Origin of the sequence: Pseudomonas sp. CFBP13509 (assembly GCF_005233485.1) — a bacterium.
GTDB lineage: Bacteria > Pseudomonadota > Gammaproteobacteria > Pseudomonadales > Pseudomonadaceae > Aquipseudomonas > Aquipseudomonas marginalis.
Map to the genome: position 1 here is coordinate 21,381 of NZ_QGAA01000004.1, position 16,724 is coordinate 38,104.

General features: G+C 62.0%; 14 protein-coding genes and 2 pseudogenes. 6 read left to right on the forward strand and 10 right to left on the reverse strand.

Annotated features, from left to right (window positions below):
* Genes PspCFBP13509_RS08030 through PspCFBP13509_RS08040 form a run of 3 tightly spaced genes read left to right on the forward strand, consistent with a single transcriptional unit; the run spans position 1 to position 2,385 of the window.
* A complete protein-coding gene (locus PspCFBP13509_RS08030; RefSeq protein WP_027605691.1) occupies positions 1-804 on the forward strand; it encodes a CheR family methyltransferase in 804 nt (267 codons plus the stop codon).
* Positions 797-1,282, forward strand: a complete 486-nt coding sequence (locus PspCFBP13509_RS08035) for a chemotaxis protein CheD (RefSeq protein ID WP_065948700.1) — start codon at positions 797-799, stop codon at positions 1,280-1,282. Before PspCFBP13509_RS08030 ends, PspCFBP13509_RS08035 begins: the two co-directional genes overlap by 8 nt.
* Positions 1,283-1,314: 32 nt before the next feature.
* Positions 1,315-2,385 (forward strand): protein-glutamate methylesterase/protein-glutamine glutaminase, encoded by a 1,071-nt coding sequence (locus tag PspCFBP13509_RS08040; RefSeq protein WP_065948701.1) that lies wholly within the window; start codon positions 1,315-1,317, stop codon positions 2,383-2,385.
* Positions 2,386-2,471: 86 nt separating this feature from the next.
* Here the strand turns inward: PspCFBP13509_RS08040 and PspCFBP13509_RS08045 are convergent, their stop codons facing one another.
* From PspCFBP13509_RS08045 to oxdA, 9 genes and pseudogenes are all read right to left on the reverse strand, one after another.
* Complete coding sequence (locus tag PspCFBP13509_RS08045) at positions 2,472-3,035, reverse strand: TetR/AcrR family transcriptional regulator (RefSeq protein ID WP_065927797.1); 564 nt, start codon at positions 3,033-3,035, stop codon at positions 2,472-2,474.
* 58 nt (positions 3,036-3,093) lie between these two features.
* Positions 3,094-4,734 carry an AMP-binding protein gene (locus PspCFBP13509_RS08050; RefSeq protein ID WP_137211783.1) on the reverse strand — a complete coding sequence of 547 codons (1,641 nt, stop codon included), beginning with the start codon at positions 4,732-4,734 and terminating at the stop codon, positions 3,094-3,096.
* 95 nt (positions 4,735-4,829) lie between these two features.
* A pseudogene (locus PspCFBP13509_RS32100) lies at positions 4,830-5,096 on the reverse strand (methyl-accepting chemotaxis protein); the annotation flags it as partial.
* A gap of 3 nt (positions 5,097-5,099) precedes the next feature.
* Positions 5,100-6,098 (reverse strand): annotated as a pseudogene (locus PspCFBP13509_RS31940) (PAS domain-containing protein); the annotation flags it as partial.
* Positions 6,099-6,117: 19 nt separating this feature from the next.
* Positions 6,118-7,377, reverse strand: a complete 1,260-nt coding sequence (locus tag PspCFBP13509_RS08060; RefSeq protein ID WP_137211785.1) for a GTP-binding protein — start codon at positions 7,375-7,377, stop codon at positions 6,118-6,120.
* Entirely contained in the window at positions 7,374-8,036 is a 663-nt protein-coding gene (gene nthB, locus PspCFBP13509_RS08065) for a nitrile hydratase subunit beta (protein WP_074846644.1), read from the reverse strand. Before nthB ends, PspCFBP13509_RS08060 begins: the two co-directional genes overlap by 4 nt.
* Positions 8,037-8,076: 40 nt before the next feature.
* Positions 8,077-8,661: a nitrile hydratase subunit alpha gene (gene nthA, locus PspCFBP13509_RS08070; protein WP_137211786.1), complete on the reverse strand. Its 585-nt coding sequence runs from the start codon at positions 8,659-8,661 to the stop codon at positions 8,077-8,079.
* An 84-nt stretch (positions 8,662-8,745) separates the two neighbouring features.
* The gene (locus tag PspCFBP13509_RS08075; RefSeq protein ID WP_137211787.1) at positions 8,746-10,260 is read right to left on the reverse strand and encodes an amidase; all 1,515 of its coding nucleotides are present in this window, start codon (positions 10,258-10,260) and stop codon (positions 8,746-8,748) included.
* Between the two features lie 277 nt (positions 10,261-10,537).
* Complete coding sequence (gene oxdA, locus PspCFBP13509_RS08080) at positions 10,538-11,596, reverse strand: aliphatic aldoxime dehydratase (protein WP_074846650.1); 1,059 nt, start codon at positions 11,594-11,596, stop codon at positions 10,538-10,540.
* A 240-nt stretch (positions 11,597-11,836) separates the two neighbouring features.
* Between oxdA and PspCFBP13509_RS08085 the strand changes: the two genes are divergently transcribed.
* A complete protein-coding gene (locus PspCFBP13509_RS08085; protein WP_065927700.1) occupies positions 11,837-12,772 on the forward strand; it encodes an AraC-like ligand-binding domain-containing protein in 936 nt (311 codons plus the stop codon).
* 277 nt (positions 12,773-13,049) lie between these two features.
* On the opposite strand, the gene PspCFBP13509_RS08090 is transcribed toward PspCFBP13509_RS08085, so the two are convergent.
* Positions 13,050-13,631, reverse strand: coding sequence for a helix-turn-helix domain-containing protein (locus tag PspCFBP13509_RS08090; protein WP_065927699.1), 582 nt, complete (start codon positions 13,629-13,631; stop codon positions 13,050-13,052).
* A 156-nt stretch (positions 13,632-13,787) separates the two neighbouring features.
* Between PspCFBP13509_RS08090 and PspCFBP13509_RS08095 the strand changes: the two genes are divergently transcribed.
* Complete coding sequence (locus tag PspCFBP13509_RS08095) at positions 13,788-14,681, forward strand: DMT family transporter (RefSeq protein ID WP_065941370.1); 894 nt, start codon at positions 13,788-13,790, stop codon at positions 14,679-14,681.
* A gap of 223 nt (positions 14,682-14,904) precedes the next feature.
* Positions 14,905-16,713 (forward strand): ABC transporter ATP-binding protein, encoded by a 1,809-nt coding sequence (locus tag PspCFBP13509_RS08100; protein WP_137211788.1) that lies wholly within the window; start codon positions 14,905-14,907, stop codon positions 16,711-16,713.
* Positions 16,714-16,724 lie beyond the last annotated feature (11 nt).

Genomic DNA, 16,724 nt, shown 5'->3' on the forward strand with positions numbered 1-16,724 from the left:
ATGAACGTGATCCTCTCTGACGCCGAGTTCGTGCAGTTCCGTGACCTCATTTATCAAATCGCCGGCATCAGCCTGTCCGACGCCAAGAAACAGTTGGTGAGCGCTCGCCTGGCCAAGCGGCTGCAAGTGTTCAAGCTCAATACCTACGGTGCGTACTACAAGGTGTTGATGAAGGACAGCGTGGAGTTGCAGGTCGCGGTGGACATGCTGACCACCAACGAAACCTACTTTTTCCGTGAGCCCAAGCATTTTGACTTCCTGCGCGATGTTGCGTTGCCCGAGCTGCGGGGCAGCGGGCCGTTGCGCATATGGAGTGGCGCCTGCTCGACCGGCGAAGAACCCTACACCCTGGCAATGGTGTTGGCAGACAACCTCGCCGGCCGGCCCTGGGAGATTGTCGCGTCGGACATCAGCAGCCGGGTATTGGAAAAAGCCCGCCTTGGGCGTTATCCCCTCGACGGCATACGCGGCATCCCCGAGGCGCTGTTGAACAAGTATTGCCTCAAGGGCGTGGGCGCCAACCACGGTTGTTTCATGGTCGACCCGGCGCTGGCGGCGAAGATCGATTTCCAGTCGATCAATCTGAATAACCCGCTGCCGAAACTGGGGATGTTCGATGTGATCTTCCTGCGCAATGTGATGATCTATTTTGACAACGACACCAAAGTGCAGGTGGTCAAGCGCCTGGTCAGCCACCTCAAGCCGGGCGGGTACTTTCTGGTCAGCCATTCGGAGAGCCTCAACGGCATCACCGATCAGCTGCGACTGGTCAAGCCTTCCATCTACCGGAGGCCGCATGCCTGACAGTCGACCGCCCAACGAGGTGTTCCTGAATCCCGGCGATTGGTTTTTCGGCTCGGGTGCGATTCGCCTGCGTACGGTGCTGGGATCGTGTGTTGCATTAGTGTTCTGGCATCCCCGGCGCTTGCTGGGGGGCATGTGTCACTACCTGCTGCCACAGCGCGCCGTGACCAAACAGGGCGTCCTGGATGGTCGCTACGGCAACGAAGCCTTTGAACTGTTGCTCGCTCGAATACAGTCGATCAAGGCCCTGCCGACGGAGTTCAGGATCAGCGTATTCGGCGGTGGGAACATGTTTCCCGGGCTTGTGCGCTCGGACAATGATTACGTCGGCCAGCGCAATGTCGAACAGGCCATGCGCCTGCTCGACCTGCATCAGTTGCGGTGTCAACACTTCCATGTGGAAGGCGTGGGTTATCGGACGATTGTGTTCGATCTGGCCAACGGCGAAATCGAACTCAACTACCTGGCCTTGAAGTGAACCCCCAGCAGCCCTCATGGAGAGCGTGCGACATGAGCCTTATCAAAGTGCTGATCATTGATGATTCCGCCGTGGTGCGTCAGGTGCTGACGGCGACCCTGGGGCAAGACCCCGCTATCGAGGTTATCGGCGCGGCGGCAGACCCGGTGTTCGCCATGGACAAAATGAACAAGCAATGGCCGGATGTGATTGTGTTGGACGTGGAGATGCCACGGATGGATGGCATCACGTTCCTCAAGAAGTTGATGGCCGAACATCCCACGCCCGTGGTCATCTGCTCCACGCTGACCGAAAAGGGTGCGGCCACCACCATGCAGGCGCTGGCGGCCGGCGCGGTCAGCATTGTGACCAAGCCACAACTCAACCTGCGCCAGTTTCTGACCGACAGTGCCGATGAATTGGCGGGGGCCGTCAAGGCCGCCGCGCGGGCCAATATGAAACGCATGGTGCCTTCCAGCGAGCGCGCTCCCGCCAGGCTGACGGCTGACGTCATATTGCCGGCGGGCGCCCAGGCAATGGCGCGCACCACCGAGAACATTGTCGCCATTGGTACGTCCACGGGCGGCACCCAAGCCCTGGAATTGGTATTGACCGCCTTGCCCAGGGTCTGCCCGGGCATCGTCATCGTGCAGCACATGCCCGAACACTTCACCGCCGCGTTTGCCGAGCGCCTCAATCGATTGTGCGAGATCGAGGTCAGGGAGGCGAAGAATGGTGATCGGGTTATCCCCGGTTGTGCGCTGATTGCCCCTGGTGGTCGGCACATGGTGCTCAAGCGCAGCGGTGCCCAATACCAGGTGGAAATTGTCGACGGACCTCCGGTCAGCCGGCATCGACCTTCCGTTGATGTACTGTTTCGTTCGGTGGCCCGCAGTGCCGGGAGTAACGCGCTGGGGATCATCATGACGGGGATGGGCGACGACGGCGCCCGGGGCCTGAAGGAAATGCACGACAACGGCGCCCGCACCCTGGGCCAGGACGAAGAGTCCTGCGTGGTGTATGGCATGCCCAAGGAGGCGTTCAAACTGGGGGCCGTGGAGCGTGAGTTGCCCCTTGAGCAGATATCGGCGGCGATTCTGCACTCCATGCATCAGCGCCGCTGACGGTTCGGGGTTCTGTGCTGATTGATGAGGCGTTCCGGCAATCCGTTCCGGGCCCGGCTGGCGTTTCAGTATGGGGCATGGTGGGCTCAGGGCAGGGAATCAATAGCCTGTAACACCGCACAGGCAATGGTCTTCGTAATGGTTCGACGTTGAGCGTTATCGAGCATCGGGCTTAACCAGGTGGGTAGACTGTTCAGCATGGGCAAAATGGCCGTGAGCGCACCCTCGCGCAACGGCCCGCCCGGTGGATGGCCTGCCTGGCCGATCAGATCCATTATTTCCGACTCATAGGCACGCCGCAGTTGCTGGACGCTTGCCTGCATCGAGTCGCCCAGGCAATTGGCGTCCATGACCGCCAGCTTGAAGTGTCCGGTCATGTGTTCATGCAATTGAAGGTGACAGTCGATCAGTTGGGCCAGGCGTTGATCGGGTGCCAATCCGCGATTCTTGATGCCGTGCACCTGGGACAACAGGGTTTGATACAGCTCCATCAACAGTTCGTAAAGCAGCGCCTCTTTGCTTTCCACATGGTGATAGATCGCCCCCGGGCTTATACCGACATGCGCGGCGAGTTCACGCATGCTGACCTGGTTGAAACTGCGCTCCTTGAATAACTCCGAGGCTTTGCGCTGGAAGTCTGATCGGTTCAGCACACGCCGTGCCTCGGATTGCGCACACGCCTGGCGCTCCGGCACACCGGCCACGCGTTCATGTCCCGGGCGCCTGCTGCCGGGCAATTTCCTGATTGCGCAGGATAAAGCGCTGCAACTTGCCGCTGGGGGTCTTGGGGAGTTGCTCGACGAACTCCACTTCCCGGGGATAGGCATGGGCAGCCAGGCGCTGCCGTACATGCAGGCGCAGTACTTCGGCCAGCTCGGCGCTGGGCTGGTACTGGCTGTCGAGCACGACAAAGGCTTTGATCAGCTCGGTGCGTTGCGGGTCAGGTTTGCCGATCACCGCCGCTTCGATCACCGCGGGGTGTTCGATCAGCGCGCTCTCGACGTCGAACGGCCCGACGCGGTAGCCGGACGTCGTGATCACATCATCATTGCGGCCGACGAAGCTGATACTGCCGTCGTCATTCAGCTCCACACTGTCGCCGCTCAGGTAATAGCGCCCCACAAAGGTCCGGGTGGGCATACCCAGGTAGCCATCGAACCAGCACAGGGGCGAGCGCTCGCGATCCACCGCCAGGACGCCCGGCTGACCCGCCGGCAATTCCCGATGCGCGTCGTCCAGCACGACGATGCGGTAGCCGGGCACCGCATAACCCGCCGAGCCCTCACGGACCGGGTGACGCAAACCATGGTGATTGCACAACACCATGCCGATTTCCGTCTGGCCGTAATGATCGTGAATGGTCACGCCGAGCTGCTCGGCAAACCAGCGGATCACGTGTGGGTTGAGCGGCTCGCCGGCACTGCTGACGGCACGCAGGCGGCCGCGCACGGCGTCGGCGAACGTTGCCCCCTCGGCGATCAGCAGGCGGTACGCCGTTGGGGAGCCGGCCAGATTGCTGATGGCGTACTTGGCAATGACTCGGCACGTACTCTCCACCGTAAAAGGGCCGTTGTAGAACAGCGTGGCATGACCACAGGCCAGCGGGCCGGTCACCGCGTAATACAGGCCATAGGCCCAGCCGGGATCCGCCAGGTTCCAGAACCGGTCGTCCTGCTGCAGGCCAATGGAGTCGCGCATATAACCCTTGAAGGCGAGAATGGCGCGCAACGGCACTTCCAGAGGCTTGGCCGGCCCCGTGGTACCCGATGTGCACATCAGCAGGAATGGCGCGCTGGCGTCCAGCAGTACCGGTTCGCACTCGACGTCTTGGCCGTCCAGGATGCTCCAGAACGGGTAGTCGCCGGGGTTCTGCGGGCCCTCGCCGGTTACGATCACGCTTGGGCAGTTGCCGATCTCATCCAGCTTGGGACGGTTCTGCGCATCCGTCACGATCCAGCGCGCGTTGGAGCAGCCCAATCGTTGCTCGATCGCCTTGGGACCGAATGCGGTGAAGAGCGGTTGATAGACCGCGCCCACCCGCCAGGTCCCCAAGATGGCAATCAGCAGTTCAACCGTGCGCGGCATCAGGCCGGCAACGCGGTCGCCCGGTTTTACCCCTTGCTCGCGCAAAAAATGGCCGAAGCGGGCGGCGCTGGCCTGCAATTGGCTGAATGTGTATTGGGCGGCGCTGCCATCCTGCGCTTCGCAATACAACGCCACGGCGTCGTCGTGGGCGTGCCGGTCGCAGCATTCGACGCAGGCGTTCAGGGCAGTCAGGTCGCCTTGCAAAGCCAGTTCGGCGGTCTGCTGGTAATTGAAGGATGTGGCCACAGCTTGATAATCACGCATAACGACACCTGGTTCTTATTGTTGGGTTTGTACGGCCAATAGTTGCGCTGCTCACGACTCGGCCCGTGGCGCTAGCTGTCCATCATGTCGGCCGCTTGCTGGGTCGCCTGGCTGGTGCGGGTCGCCAGCTTGCGAACTTCATCGGCGACCACCGCGAACCCGCGTCCGGCTTCGCCAGCGCGGGCGGCTTCAATGGCGGCGTTCAAGGCCAACAGGTTAGTCTGGCTGGCGATGCCCTGGATGGTGGCGACAATGTGCGTCAGCTTGCGCAGGGTCTCCTGCATTACTCGGTGCTGGTGTTCCTGAGCCTCACGCATGCTGTTTTCTTCATGGTGGGCATGGATATCGGTGATGGCGCCCATCACTCTTTGCGGGGAACCGTCCTCTGCGCGTCGCGTTTGCCCACGGCCGCGAAACCAGCGGTAATTGCCACTGCTGTGCTTGAGCCGATAATCGACATCAAAGGGTGTTTTTCCGCTGCGGTCTTCGACGTGGGCGACAAACGCCGCGATTGCCCGTGCGCTGTCGTCTGGATGCAAGCGTGAGGTCCAGCTTTCCAATGTGTTGGGAAATTCCTCAACCGTGGTGTACCCCAGCAGTCGCCGCATTTGCGAAGACCACCAGATGGTGTTGTTCGGGTTCGCCGGATCACCCGCCACCACCTCTATGTCCCAGAGCCCGTCATGGAGCATTTCACGGGAAATCTCGAAGCGTGTAGCCGCCAGTTCGAGTGACTCTTCGTGCAGGCGCTGTTCATGAATGTCACGCAGGCTTCCGCCGATGGCGACCGGTACGCCTTGCGCATCCCGGCGCGCCACACCGCTGATCCTGCGCCAACGATAGTCACCGTCTGATGCAAGGGCCATGCGTACGTCCAGCGCAAAGGGCGTTCGCCCGCTGCGATCACTCAGGTGCCGGGCCAGCGCGTCGAGAAGGCGTTGCCGGTCCGTCGCGTGCAGGTGCTCGTTCCAGCGGCCAAGTTGATCAATACCTTGGGTCGGGATCGACGCGGACCCTGTCCACCTCATGGCCCACTCCGGTGCGGGTGCAGCAACACCTGCCGGTTGCAGTTCCCAAAACAGGTCACCTGCGCCTTGAGCGATAAGTGCCCAGCGCGCCTCCTGCTCCTGTAAAAGCGCGTCGCGGCGGGCCAGGTGCTCGGCCAGTTGGGTGGCTTCCAATGCCAGCGCGTGTGTCTGTGCTTTCAGGGCTCGCCGCTCTTGCAGCAATGTCTCTACGCCCGCCAGGATGCGACGCAATAACGGGTTGCTCGACGACAGCGGTGTACTCGCCTGGTCAGGCTCATCCAGTCTGTCGGCAAGCGGAGCCAATACCCAGCGGCTGGTTCGGCTGAAAAAGAGCATGGGGCACCTCTATCTCGGATCAAATGGGGTCAATCGCCATGGGCTGTGTGGGTATGCGGGCAAGGGCCTGTTGGTCAAAGGCTGTCGCCCCTGGCAGCGCTTGCCAGGCCAGTGGGCCGGCGGCGATTTCCGGCGCGCTCAGCAGGCAGTGGTCGAGCTCGCGCTGTAACGCGTCGGTGTCGAGTCCCTGGCCGATAAACACCAACTCCTGCCGGCAGTCGCCGACCACGCTGTCCCATTTGGCCCTGATGCCCTGCAGCCGGTATTCGTCCCGGGGCCATTGCGACGGCTCGATGAAGTTCCACCAGCGCCCGACATAGTCCCACTGGAACCGCTTGCCGCTTTGCACCAGCAGGCCGGTTTCCAGGTGGCGGCTGGCGAGCCAGAAGTAACCTTTGCTGCGCAGCAACCGCCCGTTGCACCAGGGCTGCTGGAGAAAGTCGAGCAACCGTTGCGGGTGGAAAGGCGCGCGCTCACGGTACACCCAGGACGTCACGCCATAGGTGTCCGATTCGGACAACGGCGCGTCGGTCGCTTCCATTTTCCGCATCCAGCCCGGCGACGCCGCGAGGCTGGGTAAATCAAACAGATGGGTGCCGAGGAGGCTGGCTGATGGGATGTTACCGTGGGCCATCGGCATGATCCGCGCCGTCGGGTTAAGCCCTGTGAGGATCGCCTGCACGGCCTGGTACTGCGCGGCATCGATGAGGTCCAGCTTGTTGACGAGAATGACGTTGGCGTACTCCACCTGTTCGATCAGCAGATCGGCCAGGTGGCGCTTGGGTGCGTCTGGCGTGGCGTCGTCGCGATCAACGGTGTCCGGCGATTCGAGCAGTTCCTGGAAGCGACTGCCATCGACCACCGTCACCAAGGTGTCCAGGCGCGCCAGTTCGCTGAGGCTGAAGCCGTCAGCGTCAAGGAAGGCGAACGTCTCCGCGACCGGCATCGGCTCGGAGATCCCCGTGGATTCAATCAGCAGGTAATCGAAACGCTGTTGGCGTGCGAGCATACTGATCTGCTCGAGCAAATCGGCGCGCAGGGTGCAGCAGATACAACCGTTGCTCATCTCGATCAACTCATCGCGACCACGGTGCAGCGCGACATCGCGCTGCACCTCTTCGGCATCGATATTGACTTCGCTCATGTCATTGACGATGACGGCCACGCGCAGGCCTTCGCGATTGCGCAGGATGTGGTTGAGCAGGGTGGTTTTGCCGGCGCCGAGGAAGCCCGAAAGGACCGTCACCGGCAGTCGGCTTGCCTGGGCGCCGTCTGTCATGGGTTCACCGCGTGCGCGCCGGCGGCCTTGTCCAGGTAGCTTTCGAACAGGTCGACCACCACAAAACCCTCATCGGCCGCATCCCCCCACAGGTCTTTCACGGAAAACTCGACGTGGTAGGTGGGTTGATGGGCGGCGCTTACATCGCCATGCCCAATCGCGTCGGGGAACGGCCATTTCTCTGACGTGCGGTGCAGGACCACGCCTTCCTTGCCGCGCACGTAGGCGGGCATGCGGATGTGCCCAGCCACATATTCGTCTCGCACCACCACCCGATCCCCCACCTCGAAGGGCGGCCGCCCCGTGATCGCCGGGCGGCCCTCGGCATGGGCGGGATTCGCCAGCTTGAAGTGGGAGCCCAAGGCCTGATCAAGCTCCGCCTGGGTGATCACGCCGGTTTCGACCAGCAGGGTGGCGGTCGCGATGACGTAGCGTTCGTAGTACTGGGTGCCGACATGCTGGCGCACATCCAGGCGTTCGACGGCGTGACGCACTTCGTCCACGCTGAACTTTTTCAAGTGGTCGGCACCGATGAACATCAAGCTGTAGGCCAGATGCTCCCAGTCCTGCTTGAACACCTGTTTGTAGCTCAGGCTGTTGATGGTGTGAGGGACTTTTCCAAAGCCTTGGAAACCGCCGAGATCGTGAAAGCCATCCATAATCAAAACTCCGGGAGTGAACGATGATGAGGTGTTGTTTTCAGCCCACGCGGGGCAGGGCGACGCCGATCAGTACGTCTTTGGTCACCAGCGTTCGAAGCTGCTCTTCGCTCATGTGTGCTGAGCCTTCAGGCCTGACCGGCAGCACCAGGTAGCGGCTTTCGGCGCTGGTGTCCCAGACCTTGACCACCATGTCCCGGGGCAACTCCGTCCCCAGCTCGCGCAGTACCGTGCGCCCCTCCCGGACCAGGCGTGCGCGAAACTCGAAACCCTTGTACCACTCCGGTGGCAGGCCGAGGACCGGCCAGTTGGTGCAGGAGCACAGGCTGCAGACGATCACGTTCTTCAGCGTCGGCGTATCCTCCAGGGCGACGATGTATTCGCCCTGGGGGCCGGTGTAGCCGAACTGGGCGCAGGCCGCGGTGCCGTCCTTGAGCAACAGTGCCCGGAACTGCGGATCGACCCACGCCTTGGCCACCACACGGGCGCCGTTCTCGGGGCTCCAGCCGTGCTCCATCAATTGCGTGAGCTGCTCGACATAGCCCTCCGGGATGAGTTCCTTGCTCTTGAGGACTTGAAACAATGCCCAGGCTCTTTCGCCGGGCGTTGAAGTCGCTGTATTCATGGGGTCATTCCTATCAGTCAACGCGGTGGTAAAGTCATTGGATTTCTTATTGTTCTACGGGCGCCGGCGGCGCCCGTAGACGGCTCAGAGCGTGCGCCAGTCCACGGATGCTTCAAACGCCGCCGCAGCCTGGTAAAGGGTGCCTTCGGCATAGTGTCTGGCGACCAGCATCAGCCCGACGGGCAGGCCGTCTACCCGCCCGCACGGAATCGACAGGGCGGGATGCCCGGTGATGTCCTGTGGCGCGGTGTTGCCGATCATTTCCAGCGCGCGCGCGACGTACTCAGTGATCGAGCAATCCGCCGGTGGGTGAGGTTGGGCAATGATCGGCGTAGTCGGCATCACCAGCAGGTCGTAGGTCTGCAGCGCCTTGTCATAGCCCTGCCGGGCGAAGCGCGCGAGGTTTTGCGCCTTGGCGTAATAACGTCCGTTGTAGTGGTTCAGCCCGTATTGGCCGACGAACATGCACAGCTTGAGCGACGCGGACAATTGGTCGGCCTGCTCGCGCCAGCCGACCTGTTTGTCCAGCAGGCCGACATCGTAGAGGCCTTTCCAGTTAAAGCCCGCGCCGTTGCCATGCATCATCTGCATGGTCAAGCCTTCGCAGCCGATGGGGTGCCACAACGAGCCCGCCAGGTTGTGCTCGGGAACGGACACCGCCTCGACCTGTGCGCCCAACGCCTCGAGACGGGCGATGGCGTCACGCACTTTCTCGGCGACGCGAGGGTCCTGGTTGGCCAGTGCGAAGCCCTCTTGCAACACACCGATTTTGAGCCCGCGCACGCCCCTCGACAGGTAGCTGTGATAGTCGTCGACTTGCGGCGCAGCCTGGCGCGGGTCAAGCCCATCCGCGCCGGCCATGGCTTGCAGCATCAGCGCGTTGTCGCGCACGTTGGCGGTAATGGGCCCGACATGGTCGATCGTGGCTTCAATCGCCATGACCCCGGAGTAGGGCACCAGGCCGTGGGTCGGCTTCATGCCGTAGGTACCGCAGAAGGATGACGGGATTCGGATGGACCCGCCTTGATCACCGCCAACGGCCATGTCCACCTCTCCGGCCGCGACCAACGCTGCACTGCCCGAGGAAGATCCACCGGCGGCGTAACCGTGACGATGGGGGTTGTGCACGGGGGCAGGGTCTGAGGTGTGACTGCCGCCGGACAAACAGTAATGCTCACAGGTGGCCTTGCCCAGGATCGTTGCCCCGGCATCCAGCAGGCGCGTGACCACGGTGGCGTCGAATGACGGTACGAAACCGGCCAGCGGCGCGGCGCCGTTCATGAGCGGCACGCCTGCCAGGGCGACGTTGTCTTTCAGCGCGACGGTTTTGCCGGCCAGGAGGCCCTCCCGGGCCCCGTTCACTTCAGCCCGGTAGTACCAGGCGTTCAACGGGTTTTCCTTGTCCGAGGGTCGATAGCCCGAACTGCGTTCGTAGCGTACGGGCGGAACGAAATCAGGCAGCTCATCGACCAGGTCGTACGCGTCGAAACTCGGTTGCATCAGGTCCAGGTACTGCGCAGCCTGCTCCGGTGTCAGCTGCATGTGCAACTGGGTGGCGAGGTCCTGCAGTTGATCAAGCGTGGGTCGAATAATGGCCATGATTTTCCTTGATTTCATCGATGATCGGCGGGAAGACTTGAGGCTGTTCAAACACTTCCAGCACTTTCGGGGTCGGATCGTTCCGGGTCGTAATGGAGAACAAATTAGGCCTCTTTTGCCACTGCGGCTTGGTTGAACAGGACACTCGCTTGGCTGAACAGGACAGCTCAGCCCGGTGCCACTTCATGGTCAGATGCCTGTCAAAAAGTGGCCCCGACCCCATGCGCTAGAGATGAGGGCCAAAAAATAATCGGGACGAATGGGGCGGTGCCGGGTGTCAGCTTTGCGCGACACCTGCATCACGCAACATGCCGGTCTGCGGGTGGCAGTTGATGTACTCGAACAGCTGGCTCCTGGCGTCCGAGACCGACACTTCGTGGTACAGCCGCAACTTCACCAGGCCGGCCGCCACGCGGAAGAAGGTGACAAAGATGCGCAGGTGGGTGGGATGGGATTCCGCCCAGCGTTCCAGTTTCTCGACCGAGCGCCAGTGGCCGATGTTGTAGCTCATGTCGAGGAAGTTGCCGTCGAGGTCGATATTGCGCACGAATCGATTGCTGTAGCAGCCCAGGGGGGCTCCGTTATCGCGCAGGAAATCCATGCCGTCCTGCAATGTCGGCAAGATTTCGTCGAGGTACAGTGAACGCTCGTCAGCCTCGGCGTCAGCCCAATCCTGGCCGGAGCGAATCAGCGCGATGTTGTCATGGCCCATGACGATGACACGGCCACCTTTGGCCGGGTCTCCCTGCACCACCTTCAGTTCGCCCGTGGGGCTCATCCAGTCGGTCTGGGACGCCGGGAAACGATCGCGCATCGAGCCCCAGTAACCGTGCTCTTCGATCTCGCCGCTGGTGGTGTCCATGATCGCGCCCACCCCCGGCAACTGCGTCTGGAACGCATAGAGGGTTTCGAACTGCTCGGCACGCGGCGCGGTGATTTCGCGAAAATAACCCAGGCCGTCGTTCAGGCGATCCGGCGATGCCCACCAGTCATTGACGGGCGGTGATCGCAGCCAGCGGCAATAGGCTGCGGCGTCCTTCCAGTAGCCGACGATCATCAGGTTGTCGTAGCCACTGTTGTCCGTGTGATGGGTCAAGTCGTGGGTCTGCGGGCCGTCGGGCAGGCTGAAGCTGCCAACGATGTCGCGCATGGCCTTAAGGGCACGCTCACGCTGCGCCTCACCGCGAAACTGCACGCCCAGGTAAGCCATCGCTACCTGCTTCAATTGTTCGCCAGCGCGGCCGACCCACATAGGGAAGGGCGGCTGGTAGTCCTCGGGCACCCGGCGGGACAACGTCCGTGGGCATCTAAGGTGTTTGTCGATCGCAGATTCCATGGGCGGCTCCTTGTTTTTTTCAGGTTCAGGCGTAGCGGGCTGGACAGGCTGTGAGGTCATAGTCAGGCAGGTACGAACCGCCTCGCTTTGTTCGCCAGGACAACCGTTTGGTTGGAAAAGACAGATGCCCGATGCCAGGGCTCAGGAGTGATAAAGGGGCAGGGCGTGGTCTGAATTTTGCTTTCCAAGATCGACCGGCAGCGTGTCGCTGCTTCAAGTCGTTGCATTAAGGTGAGTGCCATGGCTCAGAACAATCACTATTCCACCCTTGCCGTTTCGCAACCGCGTCGCTTCGATTACTGGAAAGAAGTGGTGTGTCGCCATTGTCTTATGGCTGACAGCAAACCCTCGACCCAGAGCGATTTCAACGGAACGCTCCAGGTCTCCGGCGTAGGGGCGTTGGATGTCTCCAGGCTGTCGTCCCCGCTGCACCATTGGGTCCGTTCCGAGCGGCATTTACGCAGTGGCCCCGCAGACGACCTGTGGCTGGGCTTCACCCTCAATGGGTATGGCGAACTTGAGCAAGAGGGGCGCAAGGCCACACTGGGTGCGGGTAATTTGTTCCTTTATGACGCAACCCGGCCGTTCCGATTCAGCCTGGGGGGGAGCGAAAACCACTTGATGCGCATCCCTCGACAGTTGCTGACTGAGCGGTTGCCGCGTGTTGCGGAATGCACCGCAATGGTGCTGGATGACCGCCGCCCCGGCGTGGTGCCGCTGCGCGAGATGCTGCGCCAGATGGCGAACACTCCCGTGCTTCTGGAGGATGGAGGCATTTGCAATCGTTACTCCAACACGATAATCGACCTGCTCGTGATCAGCCTGGAACTCCAGGACCTGAAGACGACCCATCAGGAGCTGGATCTTTATGCGCGGATAATGACCTACATCCAGCACCACCTGAGCGAGCGAGAACTGTCGATCGAACTGATCGCCCAAGCTCACCACGTGTCCACCCGCACGGTGACCCGTGCATTCGCCCGTCATCAGAAAAGCCCGGTCGCGGAGATCTGGAAAGAACGGCTGAATGCCAGTCGCGCGGCTATCGAGTGCGGCCAGGTGCGCAGCGTTTCCCAAGCCGCACTGGACTTCGGTTTTTCCGATTTCTCCCACTTCAGTCATGCTTTTCGCAAGGCGTTTGGGGTTGCGCCGCACACGCTCTTGACGCGCAACTGACGGGGCCCCAAAAAAAAGGCGGGGGTTATTAGCGTCCTGCTCGATAAAATTGACGAGATAAAAGGGTTAAGTTGCTAGCGATCCCCCTGCCCACCTCACGGACTTGCCCCCCGTAGATACCGTCTTATCCAACCCCCATCAAGGCCCCCCGTAGCAGCTGCCGAGCGCAAGCGAGGCTGCGTCGGGCGCGCTGCCGATTCAAGCCCGAGTCGCGGCCGACGCCGCCTCGCCAGGGCTCGGCAGCTACGGATTTGACAGGCGTCAGGGTGCTCCCACCTCAGGAATGCTCGATCACCATCACCGCCGTGGTGTCCGCCTCAAGTGCCTCGAACACATGCGGCACATTCGCCAGGTAGCTGATGTAGTCGCCGGCGTTGAGCAACACCGGGCCACTCGCCGGGCCGATACGTGCACTGCCACTGCACAGCACCACATGCTCTACGGTGCCCTGCGGGTGAGGCTGAGACAAACGAACTTCGCCGGGCTGCACCTTGAGTCGGTAGATGTCGCGCTGTACGCCGGCCGGGCAATCGGCAAGCAGGGTCGCAGCGTAATGGGCCGTCTCGGCATAGGCGGTCATGCCCTCGTTGGCGCGAATCACCCGCAGGGCCTGCCGGGGTTGTTCGAAGAACCGGGTGACTTGCAAGCCCATGGCCATCGCCAGCGACCACAAGGTTTCGATGCTGGGGTTACCGATACCCGACTCCAATTGAGACAAGGTCGACTTCGCTACCCCGGCGCGCTTCGCCAGCTCGGTCAAGGAAAGCCCGGCGGCCAGGCGCTCGCGCTTGATTGACAGCGCCAGCAGATCGATTCGACTCAGATTATTTCCCGGCAGATTGTTCGTTATATCGGTCATTTGTTTTATAAACCATCCTTAAATGGGTTGACGCTCTTGGGCACCATGTTCAGTATATCGGCCATACGTTCATTATAAAGTTGTATTTGCCAGCCTATTTCCCCGCGAACGGTGGCTTGGGCCATGGCGATGTCGATAGCAAGGAAGCCGTGAGTGATGAAGTCGCAAACCCGTGGGACGCTCGAAATGATCTCGGCCATGGTCATCTCCGGCACAGTCGGCTGGTTCGTCGTCATGTCGGGGCAGAGCCCGGAGGCGGTGGTGTTCTGGCGTTGCCTGTTCGGCGCCCTGGCGATGCTGGTCGCGTGCCTGGCGCTTGGGGTGCTGCGTCGCTCCCGGATCACTGCCCGGCAATTCCTTCTGGTGTGCCTGGGCGGGGTGGCGCTGGTCCTCAACTGGGTGCTGCTGTTCGGTGCCTACACCCATTCCTCTATTGCCATTGCCACGGTGGTCTACCACGTTCAGCCGTTCATGCTGGTCGGCCTGGGTGTGCTGTTTTTTGCCGAACGCCTCAGCATCGCCAAGGTCGGCTGGCTGCTGTTGGCCTTCGCCGGGCTGATGCTGATCGTGTCCGCCAAGGGCCGTGGGCAGGCCACCGGTGCCGACTACGTGCTGGGCGTCTGCCTGGCCCTGGCTTCAGCCTTCTTCTATGCCGTGGCGGCGGCGATCACCAAGCGTCTCAAGGATTTGCCCGCGCACCTGATCGTGCTGATCCAGATGGTGGTCGGCGTGCTGGTGCTGGCACCGTTCGTGGACTTCACTGGGGGCGAAACGCTCAAGGGCGCCTGGACTTACCTGATCATTATCGGCGTGGTCCATACCGGGCTGATGTCGACCCTGCTGTACAGCGCCATCCAGAAAATCCCCACGGCGCTGGTCGGGGCGCTGTCGTTCATCTATCCGATTGTTGCCATCCTGGTCGACTGGGTAGCCTTCGCCCATCCCCTCAGCACCCTGCAGGTGATGGGCGCAGGCGCGATCCTGCTGGCGGCGGCGGGCATGAATTTTGGCTGGTCGCTGGGCCGCGCGGGGCGTCAGGACGTGACGTAAGGTCGGGCGCCCAACCGCCATCGAGTCAAAAGACGTCACGCCAACCACTGGCGACGACGCGCCAGGGAAGAACATCGATGAATGCGCGTGGTTCTGGCGTCACGGCCTGTCATAATCCGGGGCGCGCCTGGATCCGGGAGCGAGTGGCGCAGTGAACTGCCCATCTCCATGGCTCTCGGCCGTCCGGCCTGATTTCACCCCCCTCAAGGAGTCCGTGCCATTCATGGTGCTGTTCAATCGATTGAGCGCGTTTTCGACCCAGGCGCGCAGGGCACTGGGACTGGTGTGGGAAACCTCGCGGCCACTGTTCACGGGGCTGTTGCTGGCGACGATTGTCGCCGGACTGCTGCCTGCACTGGCCGCCTGGATTGGACAGCGCATCGTTGATGGCGTGGTCCACGCCATGCAGGTTCATGCGGCCGGCAGCCAGGCCCCCGTGTGGCCGGTGATGCGCTACGTGCTGGCCGAGGCCGGGGTGCTGGCTTTGTTGGCGGCGGCGCAACGGGCGCTGTCGATGCAGCAGTCGCTGTTGCGGGTGAAACTGGGCGTGAAGGTCAACCTGATGGTCCTGGAGAAAGCCCAGACCCTTTCGCTGCTGCAATTTGAAGACGCCGAGTTCTACGACAAGCTGGTGCGCGTGCGCCAGGGGGCTTCGACGCGCCCGCTGAGCCTGGTGACCAAAGGACTGGGGTTGGTGCAGAACCTCATTTCGCTGGTCAGCTTTGCAGTCCTGCTGGTGCACTTTTCGCCGTGGGCCCTGTTGATTCTGGTGGTCGGTGCGTTGCCGGTGTTCTTCGCCGAGACGCATTTTTCCGGCAATGCGTTCCGCCTGTTCCACCGGCGTGCACCGGAGACGCGCCGGCAGAACTACCTGGAATCGTTGCTCTCCCACGAGTCCCATGCCAAGGAGGTCAAGCTGTTTGGCCTGGCACCGCTGTTCCTCCAGCGCTATCGCGACAACGCCCAGCGTTTGTATACCGAGGACCGCCAATTGACGCTGCGCCGCGATGCCTGGGGCTTCGCATTGGGCCTGCTGGGCACCGCAGCGTTTTACCTGGCCTACGCCTGGGTGGTACTCGACACCGTGCGTGGCCAGACGAGCCTGGGCCAGATGACCATGTACATCGTGCTGTTCAAGCAGGGGCAGGCCGCAATCACCGCCAGCCTCAGCGCCATTGCCGGGCTGTACGACGACAGCCTGTTCCTCTCGGACCTGTATGAATACCTTGAAACCCCCGTGATCACGCCACATGGCCGGCTCACCCAGGGTGCGCGCCCTGGCGATGGCCTGCGCTGCGAGCAGGTGGGGTTCACCTACCCAGGCGCCGGATCCGCCGCGCTGCGCAATATCAGCCTGCACCTGGCACCGGGGAAAAGTCTGGCCCTGGTGGGTGAAAATGGTTCCGGCAAGACCAGCCTGATCAAACTGCTGACCCGTCTGTATACCCCGGATGAAGGCCGCATCCTGCTGGATGGCAGCGACCTGCTGGAGTGGGACGAACACACCCTGCGCCAGCGCATCGGCGTTATTTTCCAGGACTACATCCGCTACCAGATGAGTGTCGGCGAAAACCTCGGCGTGGGGGACGTCGAGGCCCTGGACGACCAGGCCCGCTGGCGCAGCGCTGCCACTCAAGGCGTGGCGGCGGAATTTATCGAGCGCTTGAGCCATACCTATTCAACCCAGCTGGGACGCTGGTTTGGAGGCCAGGAACTGTCCGGGGGGCAGTGGCAGAAAGTGGCCTTGTCGCGGGCGTACATGCGTCAGGATGCCGATCTGCTGATCCTCGATGAACCCACTGCCGCGCTGGATGCCGGGGCTGAAGCGGCGGTGTTCGAGCACTTCCGTGAGCATGCCAGGGGCCGCATGACCCTGCTGATTTCCCACCGTTTTTCCAGTGTGCGCAGTGCGGATCACATTATTGTGTTGGAACGCGGGCAGATTCTGGAGGAGGGCAGCCATAACCAGCTGATGGCTGCGGGTGGACGTTATGCCGAGCTGTTCGACGTTCAGGCGCGGGGCTATCGCTAGAAGACCCACCG

Bases quoted from the DNA above. Each gene is read 5' to 3' on its own strand.
- PspCFBP13509_RS08030 (WP_027605691.1), top strand. From the start codon at position 1: ATGAACGTGATCCTCTCTGACGCCGAGTTCGTGCAGTTCCGTGACCTC.
- PspCFBP13509_RS08035 (WP_065948700.1), top strand. From the start codon at position 797: ATGCCTGACAGTCGACCGCCCAACGAGGTGTTCCTGAATCCCGGCGAT.
- PspCFBP13509_RS08040 (WP_065948701.1), top strand. From the start codon at position 1,315: ATGAGCCTTATCAAAGTGCTGATCATTGATGATTCCGCCGTGGTGCGT.
- PspCFBP13509_RS08050 (WP_137211783.1), bottom strand. From the start codon at position 4,734: ATGCGTGATTATCAAGCTGTGGCCACATCCTTCAATTACCAGCAGACC.
- PspCFBP13509_RS08060 (WP_137211785.1), bottom strand. From the start codon at position 7,377: ATGACAGACGGCGCCCAGGCAAGCCGACTGCCGGTGACGGTCCTTTCG.
- nthB (WP_074846644.1), bottom strand. From the start codon at position 8,036: ATGGATGGCTTTCACGATCTCGGCGGTTTCCAAGGCTTTGGAAAAGTC.
- nthA (WP_137211786.1), bottom strand. From the start codon at position 8,661: ATGAATACAGCGACTTCAACGCCCGGCGAAAGAGCCTGGGCATTGTTT.
- PspCFBP13509_RS08075 (WP_137211787.1), bottom strand. From the start codon at position 10,260: ATGGCCATTATTCGACCCACGCTTGATCAACTGCAGGACCTCGCCACC.
- oxdA (WP_074846650.1), bottom strand. From the start codon at position 11,596: ATGGAATCTGCGATCGACAAACACCTTAGATGCCCACGGACGTTGTCC.
- PspCFBP13509_RS08085 (WP_065927700.1), top strand. From the start codon at position 11,837: ATGGCTCAGAACAATCACTATTCCACCCTTGCCGTTTCGCAACCGCGT.
- PspCFBP13509_RS08090 (WP_065927699.1), bottom strand. From the start codon at position 13,631: ATGACCGATATAACGAACAATCTGCCGGGAAATAATCTGAGTCGAATC.
- PspCFBP13509_RS08095 (WP_065941370.1), top strand. From the start codon at position 13,788: ATGAAGTCGCAAACCCGTGGGACGCTCGAAATGATCTCGGCCATGGTC.
- PspCFBP13509_RS08100 (WP_137211788.1), top strand. From the start codon at position 14,905: ATGGTGCTGTTCAATCGATTGAGCGCGTTTTCGACCCAGGCGCGCAGG.